We start from the raw sequence: 17,712 nt of genomic DNA, 5'->3' as shown, positions 1-17,712 counted from the left end.
ATTTTTTATGTGCTTAAGCTTAAGCCGCGCGCATTGGCACGACACGACTGTCGGCAATACCTAAACTGGTTTCGATATTTTCCACGCTTTGCTGCACTTCTTGGGCGATGACTTCGCTCTGCTGCGAACTGGTTTGCGCTTGGTCTTTCAGGTTATCCATGCTGCGAACAAATTCATCGAGGTAATCCACCTGTTCCTTGGCGTTGAGCGAGCCTTGTTTGGCGGTATTGGCCATTTCACTCGCTTGATTTTGTACGGTTTGTGCCATTTGCCATAGGCTCTGTGCCCGCTGTTTTTGGCTATCGGTCGCTTGGGCAATGCCATCGACACTCTCGCCGAGAGCAAGGTTAGATTGGGTGAGCTGATGCAGGATTTTCACAATTTCATTTAACGATACCTGAGTTCGTTGGCTAAGGCTGCGCACCTCATCGGCGACCACGGCAAAACCGCGACCTTGCTCGCCTGCACGGGCGGCTTCGATAGCGGCATTAAGTGCCAGTAAATTAGTTTGCTCGGCGATATTGCCAATTACATCAATGATTTTTGCCACATCTGTCACTGAGTTATTCAGGCTTTCGAGCGAGGCATGGCAAAGGCCAACCGCCGTTTGGGTTTGCTCTGTGGCACTCAGTACCGCTTCGGCCTCGGCTTGGCTCGACTGCATTTGGCGCATGGTTTCGACCGCACTCTGCTCGACTAGAGCCGAGGTATGACTGACCTCATTGGCGAGGCTACGGATATGCTCGGTTTGCGACTGCGTGTCGGCGACTATGGTCTGAGTGTGTTCGGTGTGCTGCGACAGTTGAGTAATGCGCGCGACCAACTGACTTAAGGATTGAGAAACCTTAGTCATTTGTTGGCGTTGGAGTTCATCTTCCTGTTCAAAACGATGCAGTAGCTGATTAAAATGCCCTGCAATTTGGCCGGTTTCGCAGCGGCGATTGATGTCCAAACGTTCACGGCTGTTGGACTCGCTTAATTGCATAAAGGCTTGATTGAGGCGTTTAAGGGGTTTAACCACGCGGTTCTGTTGCAGGATTAAATAGCCGATCGCAAATAGCGCCATAATCGAAACCATTGCATAAAGAATGACTTGTAACTCATATTTGAGCTGTTGGTTTTTGGCGGCCTGTGCCTCACCGAGGGCAATGAGCTGCTGTTCAACTCTGCCAATCGCTTGAATTAATTGCGCTTGCATCTCCTGATTGGCTTGCAGCAATTGGTGGGTGTTGGCGACTTCTTTATTGTATCGATTGGCAAGGCTTAACAGCTCGTTGCGATCATTTTCGCCCACTTCAATTTGCTGCGGCTCACTTGCGCCGAGGGCAAATTCATCGGCTTCCTGTTGTTCATATACACCGATTAATGGCAGGGCGTTGAGTTGATCGCGCCATTGGTTAAGCGCTTTACTGGTGCTGTCGAGAATATTCTTAAGTTGCTGGTTTTTATCAATGAGATAGCCATCGGTAAGCTGCGACAGTTGATAAACAATACTGGGAAAGTCACGGCTTAATTGCAAATATTGCTCGGCTATTGCTGCATTAACGGCTAAGCCTTTGTCGGCATAGCTACCAAGCCTACGGTTATAGTCGAGCATTTCGGATTCTGCGTGAGCCAGCAGTTGTCTTGGGTTACCTGCTAGTTTGCCCGCCGCGCGGTATTTAGTGTCTAAGTCTTGAATGAATTGATTCAGGCCGGCCTGTAATTCCTCATCGGCATTACCTGATGCGGCAAGGTTGAGTTCGCTGAGTTGGTTTTTGATTTTGCTCAGCTTGGCTTTGGCTTCTTCGAGTTGGGTCGCGTTGCCGCTGGTTAAATAGCCATCAAGATCGCGGCGAACGCCTACGAGAAAGTCCTGTTGCAGGCCTTGGAGTACTTGGGTTTGTTGCTCAATCTGCTGTCTTTGATCGCTACTCCAAAGTACTACTGCTGCTAATAATCCCGCAAGCAATAACAACAGCGCCGAAGCAGTACGTGACAAGGTCGAAATCTTCATGATGCAATCTTCATTGGAAACTTAAGGTAAGTTAACTGCCTAAAGTTTATGAATTTCGCGTGACATAAATATGACAGAACCAATCAAATGTCAGCGTTGTCATTATGATTTTGGGATTATTCTAGCGGTAGCCAAACTTGGGCTTTTAAACCGCCTGCGGCGCGATTCGAGAGGGTAATTTGGCCTTGGTGGCGGTCGATAATCCGTTTGATGATGGCGAGCCCAAGCCCTGAGCCGACACTGCCTCTGGCAATATCACCTTGGGTAAAAGGTTGAAACAGTGTAGGAATTTGTGATTCATCTATCCCTGGGCCATTATCTTCAACGCTAAAGCCGATGCGTTTGCCGTCAAATTGCGAGCTTATTCGCACCCAGCCGGAGCCATAACGAAAGGCGTTTTCAACTAAGTTGCTCAACACCCGCTTAATCGCCAGCCCTTGAAATAAGGCCTCGGGGCAATCGCTCAGTACGACTTCAATTTCACCGTCGCGATTGGCTTCGGCCTGGGCAATATCTTGAATGAGTTTATTAATTTGCCCGAGCTCGCGGCTGGCTTCCTGATCTTGGCGAATATAAGCAATAAATTGGCTGATAATGGCATCCATATCTTCAATATCGTTGACGATACCGTCTTTAAGATATTGATCTTCTTCAACCATCATCTCAGAGGCAAGGCGGATGCGGGTCAGCGGCGTGCGCAAATCGTGGGAAATTCCCGCCATCAACAGTGCACGATCTTGCTCTAGCTGCTTCATGCTATGGGCCATCTGGTTAAAGGCGTTGGTCACTTCCACCAGTTCGCTGGAACCTTTAAGCGGCAAAGGATCGGGAAACTCGCCACGGGACACCGAGATCGCGGCTTTTTGTAAGCGCCTTAATGGTCTGTTTTGCTGGCGAGCAAACCACCATCCGCCGGCAACACTGAGTGCACCGATCACCATCAAGTACAAGGTCAGTGGCGACAAGTCGGAAACATTTTGCCCAATCAGCGGCACTTTAATCCACACAGACGGCGCCTGCGGTGGGCGGATCCAAATTTGCAAAACACTGCCGTGGGTAACACGGACTTCGGCATCGCCACCGAGATATTCCGACATCTGTGATGACCAAAAACCGTAGTAGGTGGCTTGTTCGATGCCCGCTTCACGGGCTTGCTGTTGGTTATACACCTTCATGCCATCGTCGCGGACTTTGGCATTGAGTGCATCGACTATGGTTAAATGCTCGCGGCCGATATCGACACCATCGACAAATAACAGATTGATTTGACGGGCAATTAACTGGTTAATTTGTTGATAGCTGGGTTTTAACACATACACTGCGACAGTGACATAGGACACCAGCTGATTGATCAGCAGCAAACAACCAATCAGCAGTACCGTTTGACTAAAGGCGCTGCGCGGAAGGAGTCGCTGCCACCACTTAAGTTTCATAGTCGTGCCAAAAAAGCGTCAACAACAGGCCAAAAGCAGCTCATCGACGGGCGGCACCGTCGGGCACAAAGACATAACCCAATCCCCACACGGTTTGAATGTAGCGCGGATTAGCGGGGTCTTTTTCAATTAAGCGCCGTAGACGCGATACCTGCACGTCAATCGAGCGCTCGAGCGCCGAATAATCACGACCACGGGCGAGGTTCATCAGTTTGTCCCGCGATAACGGTTCGCGTGGATGGGTAACTAACACTTTTAATACCGCAAATTCGCCACTGGTCAGCGCGATGGCTTCATCACCGTGGTACATCTCACGGGTAGCTAGGTCGAGGGAAAACTCGCCAAAGCTAATTTCGGCTTCTTGCTGCGCGGGCGCGCCGGGCACATCCTGTATTTGGCGGCGCATCACCGCTTTTATCCGCGCCAATAATTCCCGCGGATTAAAAGGTTTTGGCAGATAATCATCGGCACCGAGTTCTAAGCCGATAATGCGGTCGACTTCATCGCCTTTGGCGGTGAGCATCACAATCGGAATGGTGCTGCCCTGTTGACGCAGACGACGGCAGATAGATAAGCCATCTTCCCCGGGCAACATCAGATCGAGCACAATCAAATGAAAGTTTTCTCGCTCCAGTAAACGGTCCATCTGCTCAGCATTGGCCGCACTGCGTACCTGATAGCCTTGCTCCATCAGGTAACGCTCGAGTAGTGCTCGTAGGCGCATATCATCATCGACAACGAGGATTTTCGAGGTTTCTTGTCCCATGGGATGTCCTTAAATTGCTCGGATTATTGCTTTTATTTTTTATGCCGTCATACAACAAAGATTAACTGGCTGAAATTGAAAACGAATCTGCCAAGAATGCGCTTAATATAGCTGGATTCAATCTGAGCGACTAGCTCATGATGTAAGCCAACCACGGTCGAATGCGACAAATTGCCAACTCATGTTAATACTAAGCAAATGAAATTGCATGGGAATCGTTGAATATATTCACTATACATATGAAATTGTAACTAAATTGGCATTTCTGGCAGCGGTGCTTTTTGCTAGTCCTTAACTTTGGCGTCGACTCTGAGTATCATCAGTGCCATGCCTGTTTAAAATTATGCTCGTTGTTAGTTAACTATAGAGTCTTAACATGAAAGCGCATTTGATCACCCGCCAAGGCTGGATGACCTTAGATAAAGAATTAAAATACCTGTGGAAGGAATATCGCCCGCAGATCACCCTCAAAGTGCAAGAGGCCGCCGCGCAGGGCGATCGAAGTGAAAATGCGGATTACACTTATAATAAAAGGCTTTTGCGTCAGATAGATAGTCGTGTTCGCTATTTGGTTAAGCGTCTCGAAGAACTCAAAATTGTCGACTATTCTCCGCAGCAGGAAGGCAAAATTTACTTTGGTGCTTGGTTTGAGCTTGAAAACGACGCGGGTGAGCGGGTGCGTTATCGGATTGTCGGTAAAGATGAGCTCGATACTAAACTGGGTTATATCACTATTGATTCCCCCATGGCTCGGGCGCTTATCGGCAAACAAGTTGATGATGAAGTGGTGGTGCAAACGCCCTCTGGCCCAAAGACATGGTATATCAACGAAATCCGTTATACGCCGTTCGACACCTTGCTTGACTCGTCGCTCGCGGACGAGGGGGAATAAACCTCGCGAGATCAAACTCTCGGCGATTTTCAGCGGCAAATCGCTCGCATCATATGAAACAACGACTGCGCCTGTGGTATCTTGGGCGCAATTAGGATTAATCAAACCGTTAGGCACGATACTTTATTTATGCAGACTATTGCCCAAATTATTGCTCAGGAACTCAATGTTCGTGAGCATCAAGTCACTGCCACCATAGATTTGCTCGACAATGGTGCCACTGTTCCCTTCGTCGCCCGTTATCGTAAAGAGGCGACTGGTGGTTTAGACGACACCCAGTTACGTACGCTGTACAGCCGTTTAGGTTATTTGCGTGAGTTAAATGACAGACGTCAGGTGATTTTATCCAGCATTCAAGCGCAGGGTAAGTTAACGCCTGAGCTGCAACGGGAAATCGAAGGCGCCGATAGTAAAACGCGTCTCGAGGATCTGTATCTTCCCTTCAAACCTAAGCGCCGCACTAAGGGCCAAATTGCCATTGAAGCGGGATTAGAGCCGCTGGTCGAAACCTTGTTAGCGGATCGCAATGCCGATATTGAAGCATTGGCTGCGGCTTATCTGAATCTAGAAGCGGGTTTTGCCGACACCAAAGCGGTATTGGAAGGTGCCCGTTATATCCTGATGGAGCGCTACGCCGAAGATGCGGAATTACTGCGTAAAGTTCGCGAACATTTAAGCCAAAACAGTGTGTTAGAGAGCCGTGTTATCGCCGGCAAAGAGAAGGAAGGCGCGAAGTTTCGCGATTATTTCGAGCACAACGAACCTTTGGCCAAAGTGCCATCTCACCGCGCCTTAGCTATGCTCCGTGGCCGTAATGAAGGCTTCCTGTCATTATCGATGAATGCCGATCCCGGTGCAGAGGCGGGTCAAGGCAGTTACTGTGAAGTCATTATTAGTGAGCATTTAGGCTTAAAGCTGGGCGATAGCAGTGTGGATCAGTGGCTCAAAACGGTCGTTACTGCCACATGGCGAATTAAAATTGCCCTGCAAATGGAAACCGAGTTTATCTCGCAAATGCGTGAGCGCGCCGAAGCGGAAGCCATTAACGTATTTGCCCGTAACTTGGGTGATTTGCTGATGGCCGCGCCAGCGGGCGCCAAGGCAACCATGGGCCTAGACCCAGGTCTACGTACTGGCGTTAAAGTCGCCGTGGTGGATAACACGGGTAAGTTGGTGGCACACACCACGATTTTCCCCCATGCACCACAGAATTTATGGGACAAGTCGATTCGTACCCTGGCCAACTTAGTGCAAATGCATAAGATAGAGTTAATTGCGATTGGTAACGGCACCGCCTCCCGTGAAACCGATAAATTAGCGGCTGAGTTGATCGCCAGCCTCAAGGACAGCCAACCACAGCTGACCAAAGTGATGGTGAGCGAGGCGGGCGCCTCGGTGTATTCCGCATCAGAGCTGGCGGCATTAGAATTCCCTGAGCTAGACGTTTCGATTCGCGGTGCGGTCTCAATTGCCCGTCGTTTACAGGACCCCTTAGCGGAACTGGTGAAGATTGAGCCTAAGTCTATCGGCGTTGGTCAATATCAACACGATGTGAGTCAAAGCCAGCTTTCTAGCTCGCTCGAAGCCGTGGTCGAGGATTGTGTAAACGGTGTAGGCGTGGACTTAAACATGGCGTCTGTGCCTTTGCTATCGCAAGTTGCAGGTTTAAATAAAACCTTGGCCAAAAACGTGGTGGATTACCGCGATGCCAACGGCGCCTTCAAAAATCGTAAAGAGCTGTTAAAAGTACCGCGTTTAGGCCCTAAAGCCTTTGAGCAAGCCGCAGGCTTTTTACGTATTCGTGACGGCGATAATCCATTAGATATGTCAGCGGTTCACCCGGAAGCCTATTCGCTGGTCGAAACGATTGCCAAGACCAAACAAGTCGATGTGGCGAGCCTTATTGGCAATTCAGAATTATTACGCAACATCAAACCGCAGGAGTTTACGACTCCTGAGTTTGGTCTGCCGACAGTGACCGACATCCTTAGCGAGCTGGATAAACCTGGCCGTGACCCCCGTGGCGAGTTTAAAACCGCTAAGTTTAAAGATGGGGTTGAAGAGCTTAAGGATCTGAAACCTGAGATGATTCTTGAAGGCGTTGTCACCAACGTGACTAACTTTGGTGCCTTTGTGGATATCGGCGTGCACCAAGATGGTTTAGTGCATATCTCGTCATTAACCGACAAATTTATTACCGATCCCCATACCGTGGTCAAAGCGGGTGATGTGGTAAAAGTGAAGGTGATGGAAGTGGATGTGGAGCGCCGCCGAATTGGCCTGAGTATGCGTCTGGATGAGGCGATTGATCTGAGTAAGTCGCAAACTCGCACGCCAGTGCAGGGTAAGCATCAGGGTAGCAAGCCGAATCAGCACAAAGCGTCACAACACAAATCATCACAACCTCAGTCTGGGCGGTCAGCACCCAAGCCAACCCCTGTCAATGCGGCGATGGGCAATGCCTTTGCTGATGCTTTCGCTAAGCTGAAAAAGTAAGTCATCTCGATGCGACTCGGGTGTTAGCATGTGCCCGAGTCGACATTTTTTACCCCTCAATCACAAAATTGTTGCATGTTTGCTACGACAGGTAATATAAAGGCGGCAATTTAATGCAACCTTAAGCCAGATCGGTTGTCATATAGCAACTTCTGGTAATTTTTCAAATTGACACTCCAAAGCTGAGTGTGCGTTTAATGTTTTTGGGGTAATACATGCAGTCAGGTTTATCTGCTGGTGGACGCAAGGGCGCCCACGGGCCCTTTCGCGTCATTCTTATTTTCAGTCTGTTAGTACTGGCTATTGCTACCGCTAGCCGAATCGGTTTAGGCCTGTGGCAGGGCGAACGTGTAGCCGCTGTTGACGGTTGGTCGCATTTGTTGCTGCAAGGTATTCGTGTCGATATTGCAACCCTATGTTGGTTATGGGGTGTGGCTGCTTTAGGTACGGCGATATTTTCGGGCGATCATTTGATTGGCCGAGCATGGCAATGGATTCTGCGTTTATGGCTAACCATAGGCCTCTGGACTATCTTATTCCTCGAAGTGTCGACGCCCGCCTTTATTGAGGAATACGGCATTCGCCCTAATCGTTTGTATGTGGAGTATTTGATTTATCCCAAAGAAGTGCTGTCGATGCTGTGGGCGGGACGCAAGCTTGAGCTGATTTTTTCTGTGGTGCTGAGTATCGCAACCCTATGGGGCGGCTGGGTATTGAGCGGTAAGTTGTGTAAAAACCTGCGTTTCCCCCGTTGGTATTGGCGCCCGGTGTTAGCCGTGCTGGTTATCATTTTGACCCTATTGGGTGCGCGTTCAACCTTAGGTCATAGACCGATTAACCCTGCGATGGTGGCATTTGCCGATGATCCATTAGTAAACTCCTTAGTGATTAACTCCGCTTATTCTTTAGTATTTGCGATCAAACAAATGGGCAGTGAGGAAGATGCTTCTAAGGTGTATGGCTCCTTGGACAAAGATGAGATTATCAAGGTCATTAGGCAGGAGAGCGGTCGCCCTGAGAGTGCGTTTACCTCAAATGAACTTCCCTCTCTGAGCTTTAACCAAGCCAGTTATACCGGAAAGCCTAAAAATTTAGTGATCTTGCTGCAAGAGAGTCTGGGAGCCCGTTTTGTGGGGAGTTTAGGCGGTTTGCCGTTAACGCCGAATATCGATGCCCTCTCACAGGAAGGCTGGTATTTCGATAATCTCTACGCCACTGGCACACGCTCTGTGCGCGGAATTGAAGCTGTTACGACTGGTTTTACCCCTACGCCAGCCCGTGCGGTGGTGAAATTAGGCAAGAGCCAGACGGGTTTCTTCAGTATCGCTGAATTGTTAAAAAATCACGGCTATACCACCCAATTTATCTATGGTGGTGAGAGCCATTTTGACAATATGCGTAGCTTCTTCCTCGGGAATGGTTTTAGCGACATTATCGATCAGAAGGATTATAAATCTCCTGCGTTTGTCGGCTCTTGGGGTGCTTCTGATGAAGATTTAATGCGTAAGGCAAATAGTGAGTTTGAGCGTCTGCATAGCGAAGGTAAACCGTTCTTTAGTTTAGTGTTTAGCTCGAGTAACCACGATCCATTCGAATTTCCCGATGGCCGTATTGAGCTGTATGAGCAACCTAAACAAACCCGTAATAACGCGGCAAAATATGCCGATTATGCAATTGGTGAGTTCTTTAAGCTGGCCAAAAATGCCGACTACTGGAAGGACACCGTCTTTATTGTGGTAGCTGACCATGACAGTCGAGTCGGTGGTGCGGATCTGGTGCCAGTATCGCGTTTCCGTATTCCTGGGTTAATCCTTGGGGATAATGTTGCACCAAAACGCGATCACCGAATCGTGAGTCAAATCGACTTACCGCCAACCTTGCTATCTTTGATTGGTATTTCAGACTCTTACCCTATGTTAGGGCGTGACTTAACTCAGGTCAGCGATGATTGGCCTGGGCGTGCACTGATGCAATACGACAAAAATTTTGCGTTGATGGAAGGCAAGGATGTGGTGATCCTGCAGCCAGAGAAAGCGGCGCAAGGTTTCCAATATGATGAAAAAACTGAGCACTTAACGCCTTATGCACCAGCGGCGCAGGCGCTAGAGAAAAAGGCCTTAAGTTGGGCCCTGTGGGGCAGCTTAGCCTACCAGCAAGAGCTGTATCGCTCGGGTAACTCGAGCAAATAACCGCATAAAAAATGCCGCTTACTCAGCGGCATTTTTATTTCTACACGCCATAACCCATCAAATCCATGACGACATGGCGGGCTCGGCCTCTGGTTGAGTCTGCTGCGCATAATATTGGCTAATACGTTGCCCAACTTGTTGATAAAACTGAGGTGACTCCCCTTGTATAGATTGACGAGCGGCGCTGGTATTGGTTTTTACATTAGTATTTGTTGGCGGAGTATTGTTTTGGCCAACCTTTAAGCGAATATCCTTGCGTTGCAAGGCCGCAGGACCTCGGACTGGCACCCTAAGCGTTTTAGGAAGTGCGCGATCAGCAGCCACAACTGGAGCTTGTTTTTCTTGCTGTTGTTGACTCTGTTGCTGCGAGGATTGCTGTTGCTGCTGCTTTTGTTGAACTTGTTGCTGATTTTGCTCAAGTAAGCGAGCCTGTTGCTGAGCTTGGTCTGCAGTACGTTCATTTTGCGGGTTAAAGGCGCGTTCTTCATGGCCTTTAGTCGCAGCCTGAGGTGGGATTACCACTGGTTTTAGCTGATTGTCGACCCGAGCCGAGTCCGTCGCGACATTCGTGGTCGCTAGCGGAACTTGGGGGTAGTTACTGACAAGCAGCATGAAAAATTCCTTGTAGCCTTAATGGTTAAATACTAGCCACTAATTGCACAAAGATAAAGCATTAGTCCTTGAATTGTACCAACCAAGGTAAGAGTGCTTGTAAGAATTCTTGCCTATGTGACACGAATGGCGCGTGGGATGCTTTGGCGAGCATCACATCGGTGATGTGGCTTGCTGTTGGCATTTTAGGTTGGACGCGTTTGGGCACGAGTCCATCAAGCCTGCCCCAAATCCGTAGCCAAGGTTGGTTGATGCTCGATAACTGCGGTCTGAGATCAACTTGATTCAGCATATCAAGGCCTTGAGTTAATGCCGCAGCATCGGGAAGTGGGCGGGCTAAGACTAAATCCCGTAGCTGTTTGATGTCTTCTTTGGCGGTTTCACTGCCCATGGCTTGAATTGCTAAAAAACGTTCAATGGTTTTAGGTAAGTTTTGCCCAAGCTGCTCGCCAAACATACTGAGCACTTGTGGCGGAATACCGGGCCATGCTTCTGCTTCCCTTGCCATAAAACAGGGGGAAGAGGCGATAGTGACTAACCCTTTAATTTGCAATGGATAGCGAATGGCAGCTTGAGTTGCCACTAAACCGCCCAGCGACCAGCCAGCCCAAATTGCATTGGCGGGTAAGCTACTGATTAACGCATCGACCCAAGCAGATAAATCGCCCGCTATCGGTTGGCTTAAGCCAAAACCCGGCAGATCGACATAGTGCACTCTATACTCAGACAGTTGCTCATGCAGCGGCGTAAACACGGCGCTATTAACCCCCCAACCGTGGATCATCACCAGATCTGGCCCTTGGCCAATGGTTTCGATATGCAGTTGGGGATGATGAGTAGACGTTGTAGCGTTCACTAAAATACCTCAAATAGGATGTTGTATGTCGGGCGATAGCAAATGGATTTGGTCGCAACAGGGGGCGAAGCTATTACGCTTAGTCTCGCATTGGGGGCAGCGTTGCTTGGTGGGCAGTTTACCTAACCGCTGCTTACTGTGCCACCAATCCCTAAATTCAACGGAAGCAGGATTTTGCCAGGTATGCCTGCAAACTGGCTTGTATCACAGCCCCATTTGCTTAGGTTGCGGCAAATCCATGCAACTTGAGCTGGAATATTGTGGTCAATGCCAAAAGCATCAGCCGCGAAAAGTCATCGCTCCTTGTAGTTATCATCAAGGTTTTGGCCCTTGGATAGCCGCTATCAAATATCAGGGACAACTTGCCGCCTTACCCTTATTGTGCCAAGCCTTAGTGGCGCGCGTTGGTCAGCTTGAACAGCAAGGATTAACCACTCTACCACAGGCCATAGTACCAGTACCTTTACACCCCAACCGATTAAGGCAACGCGGATTTAATCAAGCTTGGCTCATCGCCCATGAGTTATCGAAGCAGCTCTCGCTCCCTCTGATCAGTGACGGATTGGTTCGGCTGCAAGATACCCGCCCACAAGCTGGGCTCAATGGTGCGCAGCGGCGACGAAATCTACAGGATGCCTTTGATTTAAATGCCGATTTTGCCTATCAACGGATTGCGTTAGTGGATGATGTGGTGACGACAGGCACGACGGTTGCGGAAATCGCCCGTTTATTTGAAGCGCGATACGTGCATGTTCAAATATGGTGTCTTGCACGAGCCGAAGCGCCAGGCTTGTTGGAGGCAATCGACTTATAGTTAGCAAAGATCGTTGCAGTTTAGCGTTACGAACGTCAAAACTATGTCAAAAAAACGGGATGTAAAAAATAACTTTTAGTTTTGAGATCAAATGTAAGTATATGTATCTATAAGTTTTGTTTGTTGCTTGTATTGAGATACCTTCTAATCATATTTTGTTTGGGGGTATTTATGGACGCTAAACGGGCGCTATCAAATGCCAATACGGCATCGACATTACAAGACGTTATTCAAGCGATAAGTACTGCTTTGAAACCGCACGGTTTTAGTGGATTCTGGTTTCAAGGAGTCGCACATTGTGCGTATGAAAACTATCACTTTCCAAAAGAAACCAACCTGTTCTCGCAAGCCTCGCTGCGTAAACCCACTGCCAGCGTAGCTTCATCCCCTAAAGTTGCCCAATTGCAGCGTTTTTATTTAAGTCAGATTGCCGCTAGTGACTTTAATTTTGGTTTTTCGTTAGATACATCAAAATCTTATATGTATCGTTTGTCGTGTGAGAAAAGTGACAAGGCCTGCCGACTTTTCAATAAACACCATATTCAAACCGTATTAAGTTGGCCCGTTGGATGCCATAGCAATCGACATTGGGTGGGTCGCTTTATCCTGCTGAGTCATCTGGATGATTCGGATATCCAATTAACGGATTTGAGCGCGACCTTAAAGGATGCCCAAAACAAGCTATTTGAATGTAATAAGTCATTGTTTAATCCGTTTCTTCAAAGTTCTCTACTGAAAGATAATGCGAGAGATATCTTAGTTATGGTCGCAAACGGTCTGCAGAATGATGAAATTTCAATCCAGCTCCCGATAAGCATTAGGGGAGTTGAATACCATATGGAATCCATGCGTAGGAAGTTTGGGGCGACGAATCGAGCAAACTTAATTCATCTGGCCCATCAATATGAGTTGATCTAAATATGTTGGTATTACTGGTTGAAGACAATCGGCTTCTCTCTAACAACATCATCCAATATCTTGAATTGAGTGGCATAGAGTGTGATTACGCGTTCAACCTAGCGCAAGCCGAAATATTGATCAGCCAGCAGCAGTTTGACGCCATTATTCTCGATCTTAATTTACCGGATGGTGATGGCATTGAGGCGTGTGAAAGCTGGAAAGCACAGTGCATTCCCTCACCAGTAATCATGTTAACTGCACGTAGTAGTCTGAATGATCGCTTGAGTGGTTTTGCTGTTGGCGCGGACGATTATTTAGTCAAACCCTTTGCGATGGAGGAGCTGGTCGCGCGGCTAAAGGTGGTTGCCCAGCGCCGTCCCGCGCCCCAAAGGTTGGCTATTGGTGACCTAGAAATCGATTTTGCAAACCACATGGTGTATCGGCAAGGGCAACTGCTGGTTTTGTCTAAAACCGGATGGCAGATCCTGGCTTTATTAGCGCGTCGTAGTCCAGAAACCGTGAGTAGAGAAGAGATTGAGCGAATGCTTTGGCCCGACTGTGCACCAGATAGTGACAGCTTGCGCAGCCATATTCATCTTTTGCGCCGAGTGATCGATCGCCCCTTTGAGCGGCAAATATTACATACAATTCGTGGCGTTGGCTTAAGCCTTAGGGATGACATCAATGCAAGCGCCTAAATTTAGCCTTAAGCGTAGCTATCAAGTGTGGGGAGTGATTTTTCTATTAATAACCTTAGGCGTGAATAGTTTTATCCCGCTTTGCATGATGTGTGCAGGTATGATTTCTATGCATGAAGTCACAATGCATAATGCAGGGCAAGCAGCCGAAGCATTACTGAAGGTGGCGCAGCCAACTCAGCAACCATTACAGCATCAGCCGATTCTAAAAACCGATAACTTAACCGTCTATTCTCATTGGCTAGATATTCCGCCACACATTCGTGAGTTAAGTCACAATGAAGTCTTAACAGATGCGAGCAAAATTCGCTATGAGCATGCAGAAGGCCCCATTGTTAACGCGCTGAGTGTGTACTACCCCCAAGCTGGCCAGCCGCTCTACGTTTGGCTGCAGTTTAGTGTTACCCATGACTTGCAATTTGCCCCTAAAAACATGACGGCCATTTTGCTGCTAGTGCTGATAACCTTCTGTGCCAGTGCAAGCTTAGCGTTTTATATGCAAAGCAAAGTGATTACGCCTGTGCATCAAATTAGCCATGCGATTAAGCAGCATGACTGGGAAGCCGGAGGCAAACTGAGTTTGCCGCAACAAGAATATGCTGAATTAAAAGCTATTGTTGATGCTTTAGATAACTCGATTTTACAGCTTCAAGAGGCTCAGCAACGCGAACTTAATTTTTTACGCTTTGCTAGCCATGAGTTAAGAACGCCAGTTGCCATATGCCAATCTTCATTCGAAATCCTCGCATTACAACAAGGTGAGCTTACAGGGCCAACGCTGTATGCTTCCCAAGCGACCAATCAAATGAAGTCACTTATTGAAACCTTACTGTGGTTGACTAATAAAGAGTGTTCCAGCTTAGAAAAGGAAAACGTCGCGTTATCGCCTTTACTTGCCAGTATTATCGATGAGCAGCAGCGGGTTCATGGTCATGAGCAAAAAATTCAATTATTTTCTGACGATACTTGTTTGCCCGTTCAACTTCATCCGCTAAAAATAATATTAAGCAATTTATTAAGGAATAGTATTGAGCATGGTGGGATGGATATTAGCATTACTCAAGATGGTTATTATGTAGAAATAACTAACTCCTATAATAGTAATGGTCACCATGGATTTGGTTTAGGGCTTTTACTGGTGAAGCGCCTCGCAAATCAACTGGGTTGGATTTTTACTAGCTCATCTAAAAATAATTTATTTACCGCTAGATTAGAAATATCTAACAATTAAATAATTGGAGTTGTAATTTTACTGCATAAAACCACACACTTTTAAAATGCAAAAGCACTGTCGTGCTTAGATCACATAGTCATCATATTATTCGTAGTAACGTTATTATATAAAGTTTACTGGTTGGAAGGTATTTAAAAATACTTCCTAGAATACATGGTTGAGAGGGTTCTATGTGTAAAAAAAGTGTGGCATCTATTTTAGTTAGTACAATAGTATTTAGTGGTTCAGTATGTGCTGATGTGAATAAAACTAGCGTGGATTTAGGTTATAAGTTTTATACCAGTGACGCCAAACATGATAACCCAGGTGTTTTTAATCAGCCTTTTGTAAAATTGAATCATTTGGGAATTGCTGATTGGGGGACTTACTTTGCTAATCTTAAGCTCGAAAATCCTGCTGAAATCGCGGAAAATCAGAAGCACCTTGATGGCAAAACTACCATTAAGTCATTATTGATACTTGAAAATAAGCTCGGAGAATCGCAGTTCAACTTTTGGACTCAGAACTTTATCTCTGCGAGTGAAACGCTAGTGGAAGATAATCTTTATTTAGGTGTTACCCATAATGCAAAAATTAAAAATCTATCACTCAACTATGGGGTCGGTTTAAATTATACCATTGGTAGCTTTTCCCCTACCTCTGAGAAGTTTAACGACCTGTCAGGTTATGCAGTAGTTTTAAATGCAAAGTATCCGTTTGAATTACTAGGGTTTAAACATAGCTTAAGTTTGAATTATGAGGCGCAAATTGATAGAGATAAAGCGCATCAAGCATTATTTTCATATGACAGCTATGGCCATCAGATAATCACAACCTTACAAACAAGCCTCACTGATTCAATTTTTTCAAAAATATATGTCACTCATTATGATAGCTGGGGATCACAATATAATGATGGGATTGAATACGGTGTATCTGTTGGTTATCAGTTTTAATCGGTTATCGAATTTTAATAAGTTAAATCTCATTTAATTTGGTGTTGTTCTATTTTTCATCAAAAATAATAAGGGAATTGTAATGCAATATAAAAAATCCATTATTGGTATTGCTGTCACTGCAACAGTAATTATTGCTGGCTGTCAAGTGACCCATCAAATAGTAAAAAGCCAGGGAACAGCTCAAGGTAAGCATGGCGAAGTGCAGGTCGAAACCACATTTAAAGACGGACATATTGTTGCGATTGATGTACTCAAGCAAAAGGAAAATAAAGTCCTTGCTGGCGCCGTATTTAAAGATGTTAAACAGGCAATTATTGATAATAACTCTATCGAGGTTGACGGCATTGCTGGCGCCACCGTAACGTCTAAAGCGCTTAAAGAAGCCGTGGGGAAAAGTATTGAAGCCGCGGGAGTTACTCTTGTTGCAACGGCTTCTGCTAAGAAAAGTGAGGCGTTAACCCCTGCAGAATATACCTATGATGTGGTGATTATTGGCTCGGGTGGAGCAGGTTTTAGCGCGGGTTTAGAGGCGAAAGCTGCAGGTCGCTCCGCTGTTATTATTGAAAAAATGCCAATTATTGGTGGTAACTCATTGATCTCTGGCGCTGAGATGAATGTGGCCGGTAGTTGGGTGCAAAAAAATATGGGAATTACCGATAGCAAAGAGCTGTTTATAAGCGACACGCTAAAAGGTGGCGATTTCAAAGGTGATCCTGAAATGGTTAAAACCATGGTCGATAATGCCGTCGGTGCAGCAGAATGGCTAAGGGATTACGTCAAAGTAGAATTCTACCCAGATCAATTATTTCAGTTTGGTGGACACAGCGTTAAACGGGCATTAATCCCTAAAGGTCATACTGGGGCTGAGGTCATTAGTAAGTTTTCGATTAAAGCTGATGAAGTCGGTTTACCGATCCATACCAATACTAAGGCTGAAAAGTTAATCCAAGATCAAACAGGTCGCATTGTGGGTGTAGAAGCGACACATAATGGCAAAACCATCACTTACCATGCTAAACGCGGTGTTGTGATTGCGACGGGTGGTTTCTCCTCTAATATGGAGATGCGTAAGAAATACAATCCAGAACTCGACGAGCGCTATGGTAGTACAGGCCATGCGGGCGGCACTGGTGATGGCATTGTAATGGCAGAGAAAATTCACGCAGCGGCTAAAAACATGGGATATATCCAGTCATATCCTATTTGTAGCCCAACCTCGGGCGCGATTGCCTTGATTGCAGACTCTCGTTTTTTTGGTGCGGTGCTAATCAACCAGAAGGGTGAGCGTTTTGTTGAGGAATTGGAGCGCCGAGATGTGATTTCACAGGCCATTCTAGCCCAGCCTGGCCGCTATACTTATGTGCTTTGGAATCAAGATATTGAAAACGTTGCCCATACAGTTGAAATGCATCAAGGTGAACTGAAGGAATTCACAAAAGATGGGCTAATGTACAAGGTCGATACCCTAGAAGAAGCCGCTAAAGTCTTTAATATTCCTGAAGATAAGCTGTTATCAACGATTAAAGACGTTAATCACTATGCCGCAACAGGAAAGGATGAGGCCTTTAATCATCGCTCAGGATTAGTCGATTTAAGTAAAGGACCTTATTGGATTTTAAAAGCGACACCTTCTGTGCACCATACGATGGGCGGCCTTGTGGTTGATAAACGTACTCGTGTACTGGATGAACAAGGAAAGGTGATCCCGGGCTTGTTTGCTGCGGGTGAAGTGACGGGTTTAACCCACGGAACCAATCGTCTCGGTGGTAATGCTTATACAGATATCATTGTTTTTGGTCGTATCGCAGGACAAGAAGCCGCAAAATAATTTGTCTTTTATAGGATCTTTTTAGCGACTCAATTGAGTCGCTTTTCTTTTTATTAATGC

Annotated in this window: 14 protein-coding genes; 9 read left to right on the top strand and 5 right to left on the bottom strand. The window is 46.7% G+C overall.

The window, feature by feature from the left end; translation table 11 throughout:
* Positions 1-19: 19 nt before the first annotated feature.
* From JM642_RS19575 to ompR, 3 genes are all read right to left on the bottom strand, one after another.
* Positions 20-1,996 (bottom strand): methyl-accepting chemotaxis protein, encoded by a 1,977-nt coding sequence (locus JM642_RS19575; RefSeq protein ID WP_172588236.1) that lies wholly within the window; start codon positions 1,994-1,996, stop codon positions 20-22.
* 116 nt (positions 1,997-2,112) lie between these two features.
* Positions 2,113-3,429 carry a two-component system sensor histidine kinase EnvZ gene (envZ, locus tag JM642_RS19570; protein WP_037423745.1) on the bottom strand — a complete coding sequence of 439 codons (1,317 nt, stop codon included), beginning with the start codon at positions 3,427-3,429 and terminating at the stop codon, positions 2,113-2,115.
* Between the two features lie 40 nt (positions 3,430-3,469).
* Positions 3,470-4,195, bottom strand: coding sequence for a two-component system response regulator OmpR (gene ompR / locus JM642_RS19565; RefSeq protein ID WP_037423742.1), 726 nt, complete (start codon positions 4,193-4,195; stop codon positions 3,470-3,472).
* Between the two features lie 376 nt (positions 4,196-4,571).
* Between ompR and greB the strand changes: the two genes are divergently transcribed.
* The 3 genes from greB (at position 4,572) to JM642_RS19550 (ending at position 9,772) form a co-directional block, all read left to right on the top strand.
* A complete protein-coding gene (greB, locus tag JM642_RS19560) occupies positions 4,572-5,087 on the top strand; it encodes a transcription elongation factor GreB (protein WP_037423740.1) in 516 nt (171 codons plus the stop codon).
* A gap of 129 nt (positions 5,088-5,216) precedes the next feature.
* On the top strand, positions 5,217-7,583 hold the full coding sequence (locus JM642_RS19555) for a Tex family protein (protein ID WP_203432407.1): 2,367 nt from the start codon (positions 5,217-5,219) through the stop codon (positions 7,581-7,583).
* Between the two features lie 215 nt (positions 7,584-7,798).
* Complete coding sequence (locus JM642_RS19550; RefSeq protein ID WP_069453971.1) at positions 7,799-9,772, top strand: LTA synthase family protein; 1,974 nt, start codon at positions 7,799-7,801, stop codon at positions 9,770-9,772.
* A 57-nt stretch (positions 9,773-9,829) separates the two neighbouring features.
* Here JM642_RS19550 and JM642_RS19545 read toward each other — a convergent pair whose 3' ends face one another.
* Both JM642_RS19545 and bioH read right to left on the bottom strand, forming a co-directional pair.
* Complete coding sequence (locus tag JM642_RS19545) at positions 9,830-10,384, bottom strand: hypothetical protein (RefSeq protein ID WP_144345317.1); 555 nt, start codon at positions 10,382-10,384, stop codon at positions 9,830-9,832.
* A gap of 61 nt (positions 10,385-10,445) precedes the next feature.
* On the bottom strand, positions 10,446-11,240 hold the full coding sequence (bioH, locus tag JM642_RS19540) for a pimeloyl-ACP methyl ester esterase BioH (protein ID WP_203432406.1): 795 nt from the start codon (positions 11,238-11,240) through the stop codon (positions 10,446-10,448).
* A 25-nt stretch (positions 11,241-11,265) separates the two neighbouring features.
* On the opposite strand from bioH, the gene JM642_RS19535 reads away from it, so the two are divergent.
* The 6 genes from JM642_RS19535 (at position 11,266) to urdA (ending at position 17,652) form a co-directional block, all read left to right on the top strand.
* Entirely contained in the window at positions 11,266-12,054 is a 789-nt protein-coding gene (locus JM642_RS19535) for a ComF family protein (protein WP_172588806.1), read from the top strand.
* Positions 12,055-12,225: 171 nt separating this feature from the next.
* Positions 12,226-12,972, top strand: a complete 747-nt coding sequence (locus tag JM642_RS19530; RefSeq protein ID WP_172588807.1) for a helix-turn-helix transcriptional regulator — start codon at positions 12,226-12,228, stop codon at positions 12,970-12,972.
* Between the two features lie 2 nt (positions 12,973-12,974).
* The gene (locus JM642_RS19525) at positions 12,975-13,652 is read left to right on the top strand and encodes a response regulator transcription factor (protein ID WP_203432405.1); all 678 of its coding nucleotides are present in this window, start codon (positions 12,975-12,977) and stop codon (positions 13,650-13,652) included.
* Positions 13,639-14,883 (top strand): HAMP domain-containing sensor histidine kinase, encoded by a 1,245-nt coding sequence (locus JM642_RS19520; RefSeq protein WP_203432404.1) that lies wholly within the window; start codon positions 13,639-13,641, stop codon positions 14,881-14,883. The genes JM642_RS19525 and JM642_RS19520 overlap by 14 nt, the downstream gene beginning before the upstream one ends.
* A gap of 173 nt (positions 14,884-15,056) precedes the next feature.
* Complete coding sequence (locus JM642_RS19515; RefSeq protein ID WP_203432403.1) at positions 15,057-15,821, top strand: outer membrane protein OmpK; 765 nt, start codon at positions 15,057-15,059, stop codon at positions 15,819-15,821.
* 82 nt (positions 15,822-15,903) lie between these two features.
* The gene (urdA, locus tag JM642_RS19510) at positions 15,904-17,652 is read left to right on the top strand and encodes a urocanate reductase (RefSeq protein WP_203432402.1); all 1,749 of its coding nucleotides are present in this window, start codon (positions 15,904-15,906) and stop codon (positions 17,650-17,652) included.
* Positions 17,653-17,712 lie beyond the last annotated feature (60 nt).

It is taken from the genome of Shewanella sp. LZH-2, assembly GCF_016859145.1.
In the GTDB taxonomy this organism is placed as follows: Bacteria; Pseudomonadota; Gammaproteobacteria; order Enterobacterales; family Shewanellaceae; genus Shewanella; species Shewanella xiamenensis.
This window is presented reverse-complemented; position numbering and strand designations above follow the sequence as displayed.

What these genes read in the sequence shown, in the direction of transcription:
- JM642_RS19575 (WP_172588236.1), bottom strand. Translation starts at nt 1,996, where the DNA reads ATGAAGATTTCGACCTTGTCACGTACTGCTTCGGCGCTGTTGTTATTG.
- envZ (WP_037423745.1), bottom strand. Translation starts at nt 3,429, where the DNA reads ATGAAACTTAAGTGGTGGCAGCGACTCCTTCCGCGCAGCGCCTTTAGT.
- ompR (WP_037423742.1), bottom strand. Translation starts at nt 4,195, where the DNA reads ATGGGACAAGAAACCTCGAAAATCCTCGTTGTCGATGATGATATGCGC.
- greB (WP_037423740.1), top strand. Translation starts at nt 4,572, where the DNA reads ATGAAAGCGCATTTGATCACCCGCCAAGGCTGGATGACCTTAGATAAA.
- JM642_RS19555 (WP_203432407.1), top strand. Translation starts at nt 5,217, where the DNA reads ATGCAGACTATTGCCCAAATTATTGCTCAGGAACTCAATGTTCGTGAG.
- JM642_RS19550 (WP_069453971.1), top strand. Translation starts at nt 7,799, where the DNA reads ATGCAGTCAGGTTTATCTGCTGGTGGACGCAAGGGCGCCCACGGGCCC.
- JM642_RS19545 (WP_144345317.1), bottom strand. Translation starts at nt 10,384, where the DNA reads ATGCTGCTTGTCAGTAACTACCCCCAAGTTCCGCTAGCGACCACGAAT.
- JM642_RS19535 (WP_172588806.1), top strand. Translation starts at nt 11,266, where the DNA reads ATGTCGGGCGATAGCAAATGGATTTGGTCGCAACAGGGGGCGAAGCTA.
- JM642_RS19530 (WP_172588807.1), top strand. Translation starts at nt 12,226, where the DNA reads ATGGACGCTAAACGGGCGCTATCAAATGCCAATACGGCATCGACATTA.
- JM642_RS19525 (WP_203432405.1), top strand. Translation starts at nt 12,975, where the DNA reads ATGTTGGTATTACTGGTTGAAGACAATCGGCTTCTCTCTAACAACATC.
- JM642_RS19520 (WP_203432404.1), top strand. Translation starts at nt 13,639, where the DNA reads ATGCAAGCGCCTAAATTTAGCCTTAAGCGTAGCTATCAAGTGTGGGGA.
- JM642_RS19515 (WP_203432403.1), top strand. Translation starts at nt 15,057, where the DNA reads ATGTGTAAAAAAAGTGTGGCATCTATTTTAGTTAGTACAATAGTATTT.
- urdA (WP_203432402.1), top strand. Translation starts at nt 15,904, where the DNA reads ATGCAATATAAAAAATCCATTATTGGTATTGCTGTCACTGCAACAGTA.